Annotated in this window: 18 protein-coding genes; all 18 read left to right on the top strand. The window is 58.5% G+C overall.

Annotated elements, in window-relative coordinates; genetic code table 11:
* The first annotated feature begins 139 nt into the window (after positions 1 to 139).
* Entirely contained in the window at positions 140 to 412 is a 273-nt protein-coding gene (locus GO499_RS04180) for a DNA -binding domain-containing protein (protein WP_161861005.1), read from the top strand.
* A gap of 131 nt (positions 413 to 543) precedes the next feature.
* Positions 544 to 714, top strand: coding sequence for a transcriptional regulator domain-containing protein (locus GO499_RS04175; protein WP_161861004.1), 171 nt, complete (start codon positions 544 to 546; stop codon positions 712 to 714).
* Between the two features lie 73 nt (positions 715 to 787).
* Complete coding sequence (locus tag GO499_RS04170; protein ID WP_161861003.1) at positions 788 to 1,288, top strand: DUF2285 domain-containing protein; 501 nt, start codon at positions 788 to 790, stop codon at positions 1,286 to 1,288.
* A gap of 176 nt (positions 1,289 to 1,464) precedes the next feature.
* Positions 1,465 to 1,746, top strand: coding sequence for a helix-turn-helix transcriptional regulator (locus tag GO499_RS04165; protein WP_021100692.1), 282 nt, complete (start codon positions 1,465 to 1,467; stop codon positions 1,744 to 1,746).
* Between the two features lie 4 nt (positions 1,747 to 1,750).
* Positions 1,751 to 2,209, top strand: coding sequence for a DUF2840 domain-containing protein (locus GO499_RS04160; protein WP_284154891.1), 459 nt, complete (start codon positions 1,751 to 1,753; stop codon positions 2,207 to 2,209).
* Positions 2,206 to 2,727, top strand: a complete 522-nt coding sequence (locus tag GO499_RS04155) for a S26 family signal peptidase (protein ID WP_161861001.1) — start codon at positions 2,206 to 2,208, stop codon at positions 2,725 to 2,727. Before GO499_RS04160 ends, GO499_RS04155 begins: the two co-directional genes overlap by 4 nt.
* Positions 2,720 to 3,424: a lytic transglycosylase domain-containing protein gene (locus GO499_RS04150; protein ID WP_284154890.1), complete on the top strand. Its 705-nt coding sequence runs from the start codon at positions 2,720 to 2,722 to the stop codon at positions 3,422 to 3,424. The genes GO499_RS04155 and GO499_RS04150 overlap by 8 nt, the downstream gene beginning before the upstream one ends.
* A 247-nt stretch (positions 3,425 to 3,671) precedes the next feature.
* Positions 3,672 to 4,592 carry a hypothetical protein gene (locus GO499_RS19830; RefSeq protein ID WP_348520798.1) on the top strand — a complete coding sequence of 307 codons (921 nt, stop codon included), beginning with the start codon at positions 3,672 to 3,674 and terminating at the stop codon, positions 4,590 to 4,592.
* Entirely contained in the window at positions 4,541 to 5,428 is an 888-nt protein-coding gene (locus GO499_RS19825; protein ID WP_348520806.1) for a DUF3363 domain-containing protein, read from the top strand. The genes GO499_RS19830 and GO499_RS19825 overlap by 52 nt, the downstream gene beginning before the upstream one ends.
* A gap of 17 nt (positions 5,429 to 5,445) precedes the next feature.
* Complete coding sequence (locus GO499_RS04140) at positions 5,446 to 7,440, top strand: conjugal transfer protein TraG (RefSeq protein ID WP_161861000.1); 1,995 nt, start codon at positions 5,446 to 5,448, stop codon at positions 7,438 to 7,440.
* 9 nt (positions 7,441 to 7,449) lie between these two features.
* Positions 7,450 to 7,869 (top strand): ribbon-helix-helix domain-containing protein, encoded by a 420-nt coding sequence (locus tag GO499_RS04135; RefSeq protein ID WP_161860999.1) that lies wholly within the window; start codon positions 7,450 to 7,452, stop codon positions 7,867 to 7,869.
* Between the two features lie 234 nt (positions 7,870 to 8,103).
* A complete protein-coding gene (locus GO499_RS04130) occupies positions 8,104 to 10,443 on the top strand; it encodes a DGQHR domain-containing protein (RefSeq protein WP_161860998.1) in 2,340 nt (779 codons plus the stop codon).
* A 105-nt stretch (positions 10,444 to 10,548) separates the two neighbouring features.
* Positions 10,549 to 12,177: a radical SAM protein gene (locus GO499_RS04125; RefSeq protein WP_161860997.1), complete on the top strand. Its 1,629-nt coding sequence runs from the start codon at positions 10,549 to 10,551 to the stop codon at positions 12,175 to 12,177.
* A 22-nt stretch (positions 12,178 to 12,199) separates the two neighbouring features.
* Entirely contained in the window at positions 12,200 to 13,747 is a 1,548-nt protein-coding gene (locus GO499_RS04120) for an ATP-binding protein (RefSeq protein WP_161860996.1), read from the top strand.
* Between the two features lie 19 nt (positions 13,748 to 13,766).
* Positions 13,767 to 14,474 carry a hypothetical protein gene (locus GO499_RS04115; RefSeq protein ID WP_284154889.1) on the top strand — a complete coding sequence of 236 codons (708 nt, stop codon included), beginning with the start codon at positions 13,767 to 13,769 and terminating at the stop codon, positions 14,472 to 14,474.
* Positions 14,475 to 14,683: 209 nt separating this feature from the next.
* A complete protein-coding gene (gene trbB / locus GO499_RS04110) occupies positions 14,684 to 15,619 on the top strand; it encodes a P-type conjugative transfer ATPase TrbB (RefSeq protein WP_431309893.1) in 936 nt (311 codons plus the stop codon).
* A complete protein-coding gene (locus tag GO499_RS04105; RefSeq protein ID WP_161860993.1) occupies positions 15,616 to 15,942 on the top strand; it encodes a TrbC/VirB2 family type IV secretion system protein in 327 nt (108 codons plus the stop codon). The genes trbB and GO499_RS04105 overlap by 4 nt, the downstream gene beginning before the upstream one ends.
* The gene (locus GO499_RS04100) at positions 15,942 to 16,211 is read left to right on the top strand and encodes a VirB3 family type IV secretion system protein (protein ID WP_161860992.1); all 270 of its coding nucleotides are present in this window, start codon (positions 15,942 to 15,944) and stop codon (positions 16,209 to 16,211) included. Before GO499_RS04105 ends, GO499_RS04100 begins: the two co-directional genes overlap by 1 nt.

The following is a 16,211-nucleotide window of genomic DNA, read 5'->3' as shown; positions in this document are numbered from 1 at the left end:
CGCGAGTAAAGAACCTATCGCGTATTTTGGTGCGACGTATTATAATGCTCATCTGTAGTTTGACTGACCGTAATCCGACCTTGCACATGCAATCTGATGTGCTGTTATGAGCCTTAATGCCCAATGGCGAGGGGGAATCATGTCTGCTACCGGCACCACGCCGATCGCTGATCTCGCACCACAAAGCGATGAGCTGACCGATTACGACCACGCGCATATGACACTGTACTTGCGCCTGTTTGATGCCGCCGAAAGCGGTGCCAGCCTGCAGGAAGTCAGTGAGATTTTGTTCAGTATAGATGCCGCCGAGGAACCAGAGCGTGCCAAAAAGATGTACGACAGCCACCTCGCCCGCGCTCGCTGGATGACGGAGCACGGCTATCGCAAGCTGCTCGAGGGCCGGACTGGCTGAACATCGCCCGATCCGTCTGAGATCGGCGAACACTCGCGCAGGTTGCGCACAGCAACCGTTCTTGCCGTCGTTTTGACGCGTCACCAAGCTATACTCATCGCCCATCGAAACAGCTGACGCGGAGCTTCGCCATGACCAAGGATTGGCAAGACGAAACGGCGTACAAGCATTTCGACAGTCTCGACCTGTCCGGGCTGGCCTGGGAATGCTTGCGCCGCAATTCCGACTATCGCGCCAATTACCCGCAAATGCGGGATGGATTGAAATCACCGGCCGCATGGGGGTTGCGATTTCCCGGTTGATCCGGACATCGACGCACCCAATGCACCCGTGTTCTGGACGCCATCAATCGCCCCGGCAGCGGTCGGGTATGTTGTGCCAGTCCCCGGCGGCGACACCGCCGCGCCGCACATCGATACAGATGATCTGACCGTCATCGGAACGCAGGACGGCTTGATCTATGTGCGCCTCGCAACAGGCGCATTGCTTGTGCTGGATGCCAAAAGCATCCAACGCCCGATTGGGATTCTGGTGCCGCTGGACGAACATTGGGCGGCACGGGTGGACACACTCAAGGCCCTCCGTGTGCAATTGCTGCGCCAGAAACGAACCCCTCCGTCCCTGACAACGCAGCAGCAGCGACGCATCCAGCTTGCACTGCGCACGCTCGATGCGCGCCGGGACCGTGCCAGCTACCAGACGATCGCGCGGCATTTGTTCGGCGCGGAGGCTGTGTCGCGCGAGCATTGGAAGACCAGCTCCCTGAAAGCCCAGATCACCCGACTGTCGGCCCATGGAACGCATCTGACCACCAAAGGCTATCGCTTTCTCCTTCTTGGCAAAAGACCAACGGGGCGCTCCAAGCCGCGCAGGTGATCACCGCGCGATCTCCGAATATCGAACCCCCATCAGCCCCTGATCCTGTTGGCCTTTGGGGGTGACGTTTTCGCGCCGCGATCTTCGTCATCCCTCCCCACGGCGCTCTTCCGCTTTGATGACCTCCGACAGCCCGCGACGCGCCGTCGCGGGGCCTAGCCACCGGAGATGCTCAAATGCCCGACCCAAACGAAGGACTCCCGCCCCGCTACCTCAGAACCCCGGAAGCCGCTCGATTTCTCGGCCTGTCTGGTCGCACGTTGGAAAAACACAGGACCTACGGGACTGGCCCGCGGTACTCGAAAATCGGCGGGCGTGTCGTCTACGCGGTCGACGATCTGCAGGCTTGGGTCACGAGGGGCGAGAAGACCTCGACCTCGGACGAGACCGAAGATCGCGTCCTACCCGCCAAACGCCATGCCGCCGTTTCGCCGGCATATCTGCGGCGGGGGCGCTGAGCCGGTGCAGACACATGTCCACCTCACCTGGATTGAAGGGCGCACCGAGCGCTGGATCCGTTTCGGTCGGATTGCCGAGGAAATCATCCTGACGCGCACGGAAAAGCACGTTGCCTTTGCGCCAGGTGCGATCTTTGCATTAGTGCGCTGGTACTCGAACGACTATGGCACCGTTGAAAGCCGGATAGATATTCTGCGCGCCGTCAGTGCAGGCGAACCCTGCTCGACGGTGCCCTGTGTCACACCAGGCGGAGAGCTTTTGCTGCGCCTTTCCGGTTGGCCTAAGGTCGAGGCAGCGCTTCGGTCCATCGACATCGTGGAAAGCTATGGCATCGCACCGGAAGATGTCTGCCCCGACCATTGGCGGCACGTCCACAACCGCCTGACCACTGCATTGGAGCCCCGTTCCTACACCCCTGCCCGGCATGCGGCTTGGCTCAAGCGGCGCATGGTGACGACATGAGCACGGCGGCCCCTCCCCTCCTCGCGGCCGGTTTGTCCCTCGGTCTGCTCGCAGCTGCACAGATCGACCGCGCACCGCGTCTGATCTGGAATGCCTCAGCAAGCGTGCCGATCGGCATCTACGTCGTTCGAGCGTCACACGGGCCATCACCGGGCGATCTCGTTGCCGTGCGCCTGCCGAAAGACCTGTCATCCTGGGTGGTTGAACGCGGCTATGTCGGTGCGGATACCTTGCTGTTGAAACGCATCGCGGCCGTCTCCGGCATGACGGTCTGTCGGAACAATCTCGAGATCACCATCGACGGCAGCGTAGTTGCCGAGGCTGCATCGGCTGACCAACAGGGGCGCCCGCTTCCTCGTTGGACGGGATGTGTCACGCTCGGCTCGGACGATGTCTTCCTGCTCCTTGCTGGTGTCGCGGACAGCCTCGATGGACGGTATTTCGGGCCGCTGTCAGCGGACATAATCCTCGGACGTGCCATCCTTCTTTGGACATATGGAGAGGCGGAAGATGCGTAGTTTTGAACGCGGCCACAGCCGTCGGCACGCGGTAGTTACTACGGCGCTTGTACTGACCTTCTGCACGCCGATGACCGTGGCACCGTCAGCCGTGATCGCTCAGCACCGCACTGCTCCTGCATCTGAACAGCAAGCAATCGACACCTATATCGCAGAAGCCTCGCGCAGGTTCAGCATCCCGCAGCCCTGGATCCGTGCCGTCATGGAGGTCGAGAGTGCGGGCAATCCGCGCGCGGTGAGCCACGCGGGCGCCATGGGACTTATGCAGATCATACCCGGCACCTGGGCCGAATTGCGCGCAGCCCACCGGCTTGGCGATGATCCCTTCGATCCGCGCGACAACATTCTGGCCGGAGCCGCCTATCTGCGGCAAATGTACGATCAGTTCGGGTCACCCGGCTTTCTCGCGGCCTACAACGCCGGGCCTGCACGGTACCAGAACCACCTTGATACCGGGCGCGCCCTGCCGCATGAAACCCGCAATTACCTCGCAATCCTAGCGCCGCTCATCACCGATGGAACCGACGTCGCGCGGGCAGTCAACCGCCCGCAAAGGACACAGGACTGGCGCGACGCCCCGCTGTTCGCGGCAACCGCTGAGGCGGGTCACGCCCCCGGCGATGACGCCCAACGGATTACGTCGGACGCATCTCAGAACGGCATCTTCGTGCCCCTCAACCGGGGGCGAACGCCATGATCCGCGGAATCGCAGCATGGCGAGGTCTGGAAAGCCCGGTCGCAGGAATGTGCCGGAGAGGGTCGACGCGCAGGGTCTCAACAGAAAGAGCGCGAGATAAAAGAGGTGCCGCAAGCGGACCTCAAGCCGTTGTTTCTCTGCGAGGATTTGTGCCGCGCATCCAAACTGCATGCCGCAGGACTTCATCTAGAAATATGATTTATATACCCTTTTCATGCGGCAGCTGGTCCTACGCACGAATGCGGCTATGACCCGGCGCGACAATGATCTGCGCATCCGCCCCGGGCGTATCCGCGACGGCGGCAGAACCTCGAAGCAACCGACACGTTTCGTCAACGAGGTGATGCGTGCCGCGCGGAAATCCGGACATACCGGCTATCGTATCGGCGGGGGCAGCAGGCGTTCCGGCAACACGTCTTTCGGGCGCGGACGATTTGCCCGAACCGCCAAGGGCCTGACCCGCACCTCCCGGCGCGTTGTCGTGAAGGCCCGCGTCGTGCGCCACCAGGGCAAGCGCTTTCGCTCCGCGCCCATGGCCAAGCATCTCGGCTACCTGCAGCGCGACGGCGTCGGTCAGGACGGACGCGACGCAAACTTGTTCGGGTCTGAACGCGATGATCTCGACCGGGGCGGATTTGCGGCGCGCTGTGAAGACGACCGGCATCATTTCCGGTTCATCGTCTCGCCGGAAGATGCCACCGAGCTTGAGGACCTGCGCGCCTTTACCCGTGATCTGATGGCCCGTGCCGAACGGGATCTCGGCACAACACTCGACTGGGTCGCCGTCGATCACTGGAACACCGACAATCCGCATGTCCACATCCTGGTGCGCGGCAAGGACGACGATGGGCGGGACCTTGTGATCTCGCGTGACTATATCAGCCGCGGGTTTCGCGCTCGCGCCGAAGACCTCGTACATCTGGAACTGGGACCCCGCAGCGTGCGCGAGATTTCCCAAGCGCTCGAAATTCAGGTCACGGCGGAACGCTGGACCGATCTGGACCGGGGCCTGCGATCTCTGGCGGATGATCATGCCGGCATCGCCGACCTGCGTCGCGGCACACCGGAGCCCCGCGATCCGGAGCTGCGCCGCTTGATGATCGGCGCGCCCAGACACTGGAGAGGCTTGGGCTGGCCGAACAAATCGCCCCCGTCGTCTGGGAGTTGAAACCGAATACCGAAGACACTCTGCGCGAGCTCGGGATGCGCGGCGACATTATCAAACGGATGCACCGGGCCATGGGTGCCGAGCGCCACCGCGCGGCGGGTGATTTCGCCATCGAAGGCACGCCCACCGCGCCGATCCTCGGGCGGCTGGTGGAACGCGGCTTTCATGATGACCACGCCGGTAGTGGCTGCGCGATCATCGACGGAGTTGACGGTCGCGTACATCACCTACGCTTCCAGGATCTCGATGCGACCGGTGACACGCCGCAAGGTGGCATTGTCGAAACCCGGCTCTGGACAGGGACGACGGACGGGGCACCGCAACTGTCTCTTGTCGGTCGTTCCGATCTGTCGCTGGCCGCCCAGATCGCGGCGGATGGCGCCACCTGGCTCGACCGCCTGCATCTTGCCCGAGACCGCGCACCGCTGAGCGGTGCCGGATTTGGCGCGGAGGTTCGCCAGGCATTGAAGCGCCGCGCGGATCACCTAGTCGCCGAAGGCCTCGCCCGACGACAGGGACAGCGGGTCACCTTTGCCCGCGATCTGCTGGCGACCCTTCGCACCCGCGAACTGGACGCCATCGGTCAAGACCTCAGCACACAAACCGGGCTTCCCCACCACAAACCAACCGAGGGCGAACCCGTCGCAGGGACGTTTCGTCAACGCCTCGATCTCGCATCGGGCCGCTTCGCCATGATCGACGATGGCCTCGGATTCTCGCTGGTCCCCTGGACTCCGCAACTCGAACGCCATCTCGGCCAAACCGTCACAGGCACGATGACGCACGGCGGCGGGATCGATTGGAGCCTCGGGCGCAAACGCGGGCTGAACCTCTGAGCAGGAAGGACATAACCATGAGCCGTCAGGACACGTCATCCGCCACCAAGATCCTCTGGGGCCAGATCCTCATCGTCAGCCTCGTGGCGCTGCTCTTCGTCTGGGCGGCGACGCAATGGGTCGCGTTTCGTCTGGGGTTCCAGCCCCAGCTTGGCGCGCCTCTCACCGCCCTGTTCGGCCTGCCGATCTATCGCCCGTGGCAGGTCTTCACCTGGTGGTACTGGTATGACGCCTACGCGCCGCGCGTCTTCATAGAAGGCGCCGCAATCGCCGGCGCAGGCGGGATCGCCGCCATTGCCGTCGCCATCTTGCTGTCGGTCCTGCGAGCGCGTGAGGCGAGCGATGTGACGACCTATGGCTCGGCCAGATGGGCAGGCCCCAAGGATATCACCGCCGCCGGGCTGTTCGCGGAAGACGGGGTCGTGCTGGGCCGTCTCGACAAGCGCTACCTCCGGCATGACGGTCCGGAACACGTGCTGTGCTTCGCGCCCACCCGCTCCGGCAAGGGCGTCGGTCTCGTCATCCCGAGCCTGCTGACCTGGCCCGGCTCTGTGATCGTCCACGACATCAAGGGCGAGAACTGGCAGCTGACTTCCGGATGGCGGGCGCGTTTCGGGCGCGTCCTGCTGTTTGACCCGACCAATGCAGGCAGCGCCGCCTACAATCCGCTGCTCGAAGTCCGCCGAGGCGAGCGCGAAGTCCGTGACGTCCAGAACATCGCCGACATCCTCGTCGATCCCGAAGGTCAACTCGAACGGCGAAACCATTGGGAGAAGACCAGCCATTCCCTTTTGGTGGGCGCGATCCTGCATGTCCTCTATGCCGAGAAGGACAAGACTTTGGCGGGCGTCGGCGCCTTCCTGTCCGATCCGCGGCGTACCATCGCCGCCACACTGACTGCCATGATGCGCACCGCCCATCTGAAAGATCGCCCGCATCCCGTTGTCGCTCAGGCGGCCCGTGAGTTGCTGAACAAATCCGAGAACGAACGCTCCGGAGTCCTGTCCACCGCCATGTCCTTCCTCAGCCTCTACCGCGACCCCGTGATCGCCGCCGTGACCCGACGCTGCGACTGGCGGATCGATGATCTGGTCTCGGATGCGCGCCCGCTCACCCTCTACCTCGTGGTGCCGCCGTCGGACATTTCCCGCACCAAACCGCTGGTCCGGCTGATCCTGAACCAGATCGGCCGTCGTCTGACGGAAGATCTGCATGACACAAAGCGCAAGCACCGCCTCCTGTTCATGCTCGACGAGTTCCCTGCCCTCGGCCGTCTGGACTTTTTTGAATCCCAGCTCGCCTTCATGGCCGGCTACGGCCTTAAGGCGTTCCTGATCGCCCAATCGCTGAACCAGATCGAAAAGGCCTATGGCCAGAACAACGCCATCCTGGACAACTGCCATGTCCGCGTCGCATTCGCGACCAATGACGAGCGCACGGCGAAGCGCCTGTCCGACGCCCTCGGCACCACGACCGAACTGCGTGCCATGAAAAACTACGCCGGGCATCGGCTGTCACCCTGGCTCGGACATCTGATGGTCTCGCGCCAGGAAACCGCCCGCGCCTTGCTGACCCCCGGGGAGATCATGCAGCTGCCACCCGACGACGAAATCATCCTCGTGTCGGGCGCAGCCCCGATCCGGGCACAAAAAGTGCGGTACTTCCGCGATGCGCAACTGACGGCGAGAATCCAAGAGCCGCCCATCGTCGAAGCATCTGCATCCGTCAGCCCTGCGGGGTCAGACGATTGGAGCTGTCTTCAGCCGATAGCGCCGCCTCGGGAAGCTTGCACGAACAAGCCCGCTGACGATGCAGATGGCGGCATCCGCCGCGAACCGGAGGTTCCACAGCATGAGGACGTGGCCCCTGAGCTCCCCTTTCCGCGCGAGGAATTCGCGGCCCTCGAAGACGAACCCGACGACGAGGCCCAACGCACCCGCGCGATGCAAACCCGCTTCCGCACCGTCGCGCGTCAAGCTGCCCTCGATCCGGACGACGGCATCGAATTGTGAGGTGACGCGATGAAGAAAGCCAAGATCACCGCCTATGTCGACGCCGCGCTTTTCAATGAACTTGATGAATTGTCGGTGCGGCGGCGCATTCCCAGGACACAGATCATAGAAGCGGCCTTGGCGTCGTTCCTCTCGCCGGATAGCGCAGAGCAGAACGAAGCCGCAATCGTCCGCAGGCTGGACCGCCTAACACGGTCGCTGGAAAGACTAGAGCGAGACCAGGAAATCACGACTGAGGCGCTGGCGCTATTCGTCCGCTTCTGGCTGACGACAACGCCGCCGCTGCCCGATGACACCTATTCCGCCGCCAAGGCGAAAGGGAAAGAGAGATATAGCGGCTTCGTTCGAACGCTGTCGCGGCGACTTTCGACCAGCACTACGCTGCAGAGGGAGTTGAGCCACAATACAGAAGCCAACCCAAACAAATGATTTTCGAATCAGTTTTCCGCCCATGCCACTGTCGGCGTGAAACACACATCACATCGCACGGCACTGTCGATTGAACTGAACACCGGCGTACGATTGGCCATTGATTGTGCCGAAGCAACCTAGCAAAAACCGATGAAAGCACAGGTTTTGGCAAGATCACCATCCGAGACCCCTTGCATATAGTCGGCCTCACGTTGCTTACTACCGTATATTGATTTATTGGTGACGCAAGGCATGACTGAGCAGTATCTAGGCCCCCTCGTCTCGGAGGACGAGATCACTTCGGAGCTTCGGCGCCGGAAGAGCAAGGATCAGCATAAGGCCGTCACGGCCGCGAACAAGAAGCTGATCGGCGAGAAAGTCGAAGTGGAGCAAAAGGACGGCTGGCGCGTCATCAGAAAGAACGCGAAATCCACGCGCATGGCAAAGCCCAAGCCCGCAGACGAGCAACTTGAAGACGAAGCCTGGAGTATCCTTGCCCAAATGGGTTTTAAGGAAATGAGCAAGGGCCGGAACTTCACTATCGCAGTGGAAGACGGCTTGGAGCCTCGTCAGATTGACGTGTTCGCCAAGGATGACGAGACGGTTATCATAGTCGAGTGCACACAGCGCGAGAGTCCTGGGAAGAAGAACATGGCGAACCTGATCGAGAAGATCAGGGCCATCCGCGAACCAATCTTCAAGTCGATCCGTAAATTCTACGGGCAGCAAGCCAAACTCAAGGTCAAGCACGTCATTGCAACGCGCAACATCGCATGGAGCGAAGCTGACCTAGCGAAGTGCAGCGAAGCGCAGATTACGGTCATCACGGATGCCGAGCTCGACTACTACGCTTCTTTAGTTCACCATCTCAAGCAGGCAGCGCGCTACCAGTTCCTTGCGCACATGTTCGGCGGTCAGAAGATTGATGGCCTCTCAAAGCAGGTCGTTGCGACACGCGGAAAGATGGGCGGTGAGACCTTCTTTACTTTCTTGATTCCACCCGACGAACTTTTGAAAATTGCCTATGTCGGCCATAAGGCGAGTCGCGATACCGAGAACCTTGAGACCTATCAGAGGATGCTTCAGTCCAGACGACTGAAGAAGATTGCCGAGTACATCAATGATGGTGGTAAATTTCCCACTAATATCGTCGTAAACTTAAAGACCGGCAAAAAGACAAAGTTAAAATTCGATGTCATTCAAAACTTTGAAAACGAAACACTAGGGAAGCTGCACCTTCCTCCGAACTATGCTTCTGCATGGGTTATTGACGGCCAACACCGGCTTTATGGCTATGCATATGCGCGGAACATGAAGGGCTTCAAGGAAGACTCTTCAATGATTCCTGTTCTTGCCTACGAGAACCTGCCAGCTGACAAGGAGATGAACTTATTCATCGACATCAACAGCAAGCAGGTGAAAGTAAGCACCGGGCTACTTGTTGAACTCTACGCCGACCTTCACTGGAAATCTTCTGATCCCGAAGAGGCCTTCCAAGCTCTGCTCTCTCGCATTGCATCTAGACTCAACAGTGACAAAACCTCACCGCTCCACGACCGCATGGTCGTGACCGGGAAAAAGAAAACGCAGCATCGGTGTCTTACACAAACATCAATCCGGGATGGCCTCGGCGAGCGCGGAGCCAAGCTGTTGGGAACGCTTAGCAAAGGCTCGATAGTCCCAGGACCGTTTTCCACGGGGCAATCTGAAGCCTACGAAGACAACCTCAAAAAGGGCCTCTCGGTCTTGTCGGATTGCCTGCGAATGTTTGCTGATCAGCTACCAAACAATTGGAAACTCGGCGACGGCCCAGGCGGCTATCTGTGCACGAATAACGGCCTAAGGGCGCTATTCCACGTCATGAAGGATGTTGCCGATCATGTGCGGCAGAAAAACGGAACGGACCTTTATGTCTTCGATGCTGATGCAACCTTCCAAGCGGTCGAACCCTACCTTCAAGTACTCGTTGATTTCTTCAAAAGCGCTTCAGATCAGGACATTCAAGCCTTCCGGCGCATTGGTTCCTCGCTAACGGCGGTTCGTCAGCAGGCCTACGGGATGGAGGCACAAATCCAGAAGAAGCGTCCTGACTTCAAGCCGGCGGGACTTGCGGAGTATCTGGACTCGCGGGACGAAGCGGGCACGGAAGAGGCCCGCACAAAAGTGCTGCGTATCCAGAAACGAATTTTCGATTACGTTATTGAGACCCTGAAAAAACAGTACGGTACACACGACAGGGCGTGGTGGGTCAAAGGCATTCCCTCGAAAATCAGGATCGATTGCAGTGCAAGGTGGGAGTATAAAGACCAAGAGGGCGAGCCGGAGAGCCAGCTCTATTTACAAAACTATATAGATATCTGCATCCACAATTGGGATGTTGTAAAGGATGTCATTTCCCTAGATGAGAATGATAAACAAGCCAAGACGAAGAATACAAAATGGATCAGAGATTTAAACGACATTCGCAACAAGGTTGCTCATCCTGAGCAAGGGGTGCTGGATGCCGAGCAGGTGGCGTTCGTCAAAGAAATCTACGATAAGGTTGAAAAGTATTTCCCTGCGGAAACAGAACAGTCACAGGCGGTCGCTTAATGGGTGGCGGCGGTAGCTCTCCCATCTCAAGGGTGCTTCGAGAGATGGATCGACAAGACAGGTGTCTGTAGCTAGGGTGGAACATAACTCGAATCGAGGCAGAGCATGACTAACAAGAACATCCTCCTTGTCGAACCGGGCTACCGGAACAAATACCCGCCGCTCGGCCTGATGAAGATTGCTCAGTATCATGGACCCAGTGGTAAGAAGGATAATGTTCGCTTCGTAAAGGGTGAAGATCCTTCGGCCTATGAGACGGCTTGGGACCGGGTCTACATCACAACGCTCTTCTCATTTGAGTGGGAGCGGACGGCACGCAGCATCGATTACGCCCTTGATTTGGTGGGCGGACAGGCGCACCGCGTTTTTGTCGGCGGCATTGCCGCCTCGCTGATGCACGAAAATTTCATCGACGAGCCAAAATGGCGCGGCGTCCGCTTTATCAAGGGGCTACTTGGCGAAGCACCGGCAGTCTCGCTCGGCCTCGACCCGTTTGATGAGGAACTCTATGCTGATGACGTGAACGGCAAGCCGATTGAGGACCTTGTCCCCGACTACAGCATACTCGACCACATCGAATACCAGTATCCTGTGAATGACGCCTACTTTACCTACGCCTCGCGAGGCTGCGTACGCAAATGTGCGTTTTGCGGTGTACCAAAGCTTGAAGGCGGACAGCGCGACACAAACTCCTTAACCGAAGTCGTCGAAGGGGTCAGCAAGCTCTACGGTGAAAAGCGCGACTTGATCTTGATGGACAACAATGTGGTCGCCTCGGCAAATTTCAAAGATATCATCGCCGAGATCATTGACCTAGGGTTCGAGCGCGGTGCCAAGCTCAAGCGTGGGCGGTACGAGTTGCAGCGGCGCGTGGATTTCAATCAGGGCGTTGACGCGCGCATTCTGTGCAAAGATCCGATGTATTTACAGCAGCTTTCGCGCATTGCCCTTAAACCGCTGCGAATTGCGTTTGACCATCTTGGGGTCAAGAAACCATACGAGCAAGCAATCCGTTATTCTGCTGAAGCCGGGATAACCGAGCTGTCTAATTATATGCTCTATAATTTCCATGATGATCCGGCCGACCTGTTCGAGCGAATGCGGCTCAACGTGACACTCAATGAAGAGCTTGGTATTCGAATTTTCTCTTTCCCAATGCGATATCAACCGGTTACGCGGCCTGACCGCGGCCATATAGGGAAGAGATGGAACTCTTATTACCTTCGCTCGATGCAGGTCATCCTACAGGCAACGCATGGCGTCGTCAGTGGAGCACCGGATTTCTTCCGCACGGCCTATGGTGATACTTTTGAAGAATTCGAAAATATTCTGCTTCGCCCTCACCACTACATTTTCAATCGCTTTTGGTATGAACAATATGACGGGCGCGCGGAGTTTGACTCGTTTCAAAATGCGATAGCAGCGCTCTCCTCCGATGAGCGAACTGAACTCATTGAATATTTGTGTAGCCGTGACAAGAACGACTATGTGCATGATCTTAACACACTGGCGGTTGGCAAACTACGGGACGCTGCGCGTTACTTCGTGCCGATGTCCAAATCGGACGAGGCGAAGATCTGGTCGGCGCAGAAACTTAGGCGTGTTGAAGACATTAATTCCTATCTGGTGCCGGAAGACGAGCGAGTTGAAGATGCCGGACTAACCGATGAAGACGTTCAGCCAGGATCAAAAGTGAAAGCTCAAATCAAGAATATTACGCAAGTCTATGCGTAAAAGAGTTTCAGGGGAAAGAAGAATGACTGAAGCGGCACGGATAGATGATGAGGGATTTGACGAAACGGAAATCTTCGTAGGTAAAGATGTTTTGGAGCTCTTGAGCAGCTCAATGTATGTCAATCCGCTTTCTATCTTCCGCGAGTATGTTCAGAATGCCACCGATGCCATTGATGATGCCGTTGCGTCTGGCCTACTGTCGTCCATCGACGAAGGCCGTATCGAGATCAATCTCGATCACATCGATCGGCGCGTCGTAATCCGCGACAACGGCAAGGGTTTGTCCAATAAAGACTTTCCCGCGCGCATGCTCTCGTTCGGCGCCAGCGAAAAGCGCGGAACGGATGCGCGTGGCTTTCGCGGTGTCGGGCGTCTATCCGGTCTTGGATACGTCCAGCAGCTTGTCTTTCGCTCGCGCGCCAAGGGAGACACGAAGGTTCTGGAAGCAACTTGGGACGGCCGCATAGTGAAGCGGATGCTTGCAAAAAACGATAGTGAGGCGGACTTACGCACAATTGTACGGGAAGCCGTGACACTTAAGAAGCTGGAACCGGAAGACTATCCCGCACATTTCTTCGAGGTCGAACTGATCAAACCTCGCCGGATCGCCAATGACCGTCTGCTCAATGAGATCGAGATCGAGGCGTTTGTGAGCCAGGTCTGCCCCTGTCCTTTCTCACCCGAATTCTCTTACGGTCAAGAGATTGCAACTCTTCTCAAAGCGCACGGCCGTGCCGGCAAGTCCTATCAGATTCACATTAACGGCGCTGAGGAGCCAGTCTGTAGGCCCTATCGCGACTATGTTGAATACTCGGATACCAAGAAGGCCTCTCTACGCAGTCTGAAGACATTTGAGATCGAGAGCATTGATGGCGAACCGGCGGCAGTCGGCTGGCTAATCCATCACGACTATCAGGGTGCGATACCCTCCGCGCAGGGCGTCCGTGGTCTGCGCGCGCGGGTCGGAAATATTCAGGTGGGTCATGATCGGCTCTTTCTAGAGGTTTTTCCGGAAGACCGGTTCTGCTCTTGGACGATTGGTGAAGTGCATGTGCTGGATGGACGTGTGGTTCCGAACGGTCGACGCGATGAGTTTGAGAGCAACATGCATCTGGACAACATCATTGCGCATCTGAGGCCAGTGGGCGCTGAGGTGGCGCGGGAGTGCCGCGTCTCCTCGCAAAAGCGGAATCGCCTTAAGACTTTTGAGCTTGCAGCTGACAAAATCTACGAGAAGCTTGATGTTCTTAAGCAAGGCGCCGTGTCTGCGCGCTTTGCCAAGTCGATCAAGGCCGAGATTGGGACGCTCCTTGCGGAGATGCGCAAAGCCGTGGAATTTGATCTCTTTGAAGATGAAGACCGCCGTGCGATGCTTGGTCGCCTCGCTTCGATCGAGAAAGCGGTCGATGCCCGAACCACAAAGGCCGAAGGCGACATCTTTGAGAGTTTGCCAGCGAGCAAGCGCGCAACCTACAAGGAGGTCTTCGATTTGATCTATGATTGCTCTGTCAATCAAGTTGCCGCCAAAAGCCTGATTGACCGAATGTTGGATCGTTTGTCACGGTTGTAATTCTGTTTAAAATCGAAACTTGAACGAGAAAGCAAACGGTGGACCATCTGGACCACGACTAACAAGTAGAGATTGGGCGGGCGAAATGGCACCAGAAAATGACGTGTCAGATGCATTTTCTCAGTTCCAGCTAAAGGAATATGAGAACATATCTCAGGCTCATTTCAAGACAAACGAGGTACTTGCGACCTTCTATAGATATTTTCTGCTCATCACGGCAATTCCCATCACCACTGTCGGGCTGGCTCTTCTCAACTTCTCAAAAGATGGGATAAGCGAGGAGGCACGCATCCTTGCCTTTCTCATATTTGGAGTTTCGGCCGTTTTGCTCAGCCTAGTTGGTGCGGCAGTAATTTCTTATATTGAGGGCTTAAGGCTAGATGCGATTCTATATGCTCGAGTAGTCAACTCAATTCGAGACTTTTTCTTCAAGAAACCTGGCGCTGCCGATTTTGGCTCCTCTGTGCTTCCAAGAAATAGTGAAAAGCCGTCCTATGACGGCTTTGGCGCAAGTTTCATTATCTACCATGCTTGTGCACTTATGAATTCGACATATTTCGCCGCTGGAGTCTTAGTCTTGATGCTTGATAAGACCGTTCAGTTGCAGCAGATACAGGTTTCAAACTGCCAGTGGGCTATTACAGCAATCTCCTTCGTTACATTGATGATTGCACAAATTATTACTCGACGTCGATTGGTCGCGGATAAGGCCAGAAAAGGCTTTTAGTAGAAAGACACATTGTTCAAGACGCAACTGGGGTCTGTGGGGTTCGAATTACGCTCCTGCCTGCCTCTGCACGCCACGCCCCTACTACGCCTTCACAGCTGTTGCCCTTAGGCCAATAGCGGTCTTCTTGATCGGTCTCGTGATCCATCGCGAGGCCAATCATGACCGTTACGCCCTTCAAAACCGAGACGTCTTCTCGCGGCGCACGCATGTTGCGCACGGCACTCGGGCCCGGCATCGCCGCCTGGCTCGAGGATGCGGGCGTCGTCGAGGTGATGCTGAACCCTGACGGGCGGCTCTGGGTCGACCGGTTGGCCGATGGGTTGGCTGATAGTGGCGCAGTTCTCTCCCCTGCCGATGGCGAACGCATCATCCGGCTTGTCGCGCATCATGTCGGCGCGGAAGTCCATCCTGCGGCCCCGCGTGTCTCTGCGGAATTGCCGGGAAGCGGCGAACGCTTCGAAGGCCTGTTGCCTCCAGTCGTGTCCGCGCCGACCTTTGCCATTCGCAAGCCCGCCGTCGCGGTGTTCACCCTCGAGGACTATGTCTCTGGCGGCATTCTCTCCGCCGACGCCGCCAACCACTTGCGCGTGGGTGTCACGAGCCGGGCCAACATCCTCGTCGCGGGTGGGACTTCGACCGGAAAGACAACGCTAACCAACGCGCTCTTGGCGGAGGTCGCCAAGACCTCCGACCGTGTGGTCCTGATCGAGGACACGCGCGAGCTGCAATGCCTGACCCCCAACCTCGTGGCCCTGCGCACGAAAGACGGCGTTGCGACCCTGTCCGATCTCGTGCGCGCGTCGCTGCGGCTGCGGCCTGATCGCATCCCCATCGGCGAAGTGCGTGGGCCGGAAGCGCTCGACCTGCTCAAGGCCTGGGGCACGGGCCATCCGGGCGGGATCGGCACGATTCACGCCGGGTCCGCCATCGGCGCGCTGCGGCGGCTCGAACAGCTGATCCAGGAAGCAGTTGTCACCGTCCCGCGCGCGCTGATCGCAGAAACCATCGACCTGATCGCCGTTCTGTCCGGACGGGGCGCCGAGCGTCGCCTTTCCGAGTTGGCGCGTGTCACCGGCCTGACCGCCTCGGGCGATTACGCCCTCACCCCCTTTTTCCCACCAACACAAGGAAGCCATCCATGACCCTTCTGCCATCACTTCGCACAGCCCTTGGCGCAACCGCGCTCGGCTCCGTCGTCTTTGCCCTGCCCGAACCGGCGCTCGCCGCAGGGTCGGGCATGCCATGGGAAGCCCCCTTGCAGACCATCCTGGAATCGATCGAAGGCCCGGTCGCCAAAATCGTCGCGGTGATCATCATCATCGTCACGGGGCTGACACTGGCCTTCGGCGACAGTTCGGGCGGTTTCCGGCGGCTGGTGCAGATCGTTTTCGGCCTATCCATCGCCTTCGCGGCCTCGAGTTTCTTTCTTTCCTTTTTCTCCTTCGGCGGCGGAGCGCTGATCTGATGGAGAACCCCACCGACATCCCCGGCTATTTTGCGCCGGTGCACCGGGCCCTCATCGATCCGATCCTGCTGGCCGGTGCTCCCCGCACCATCGCCATCGCGAATGGGACCTTGGCGGCCGCCATCGGGCTGGGCCTACGGCTCTGGCTTGTGGGCCTCGTGTTCTGGCTCGTCGGTCATCTCCTCGCGGTCTGGGCCGCGAAGCGGGATGCGCAGATCGCCGAGGTGGCGCGGCGACATCTTCGTTACCCCTCCTGGTTCGGGGTCTGA

Origin of the sequence: Algicella marina, assembly GCF_009931615.1 — a bacterium.
Taxonomy (GTDB): Bacteria; Pseudomonadota; Alphaproteobacteria; order Rhodobacterales; family Rhodobacteraceae; genus Algicella; species Algicella marina.
Note: the sequence above shows the minus strand (reverse complement) of the source record. Positions and strands in the feature narration are given on the sequence as shown.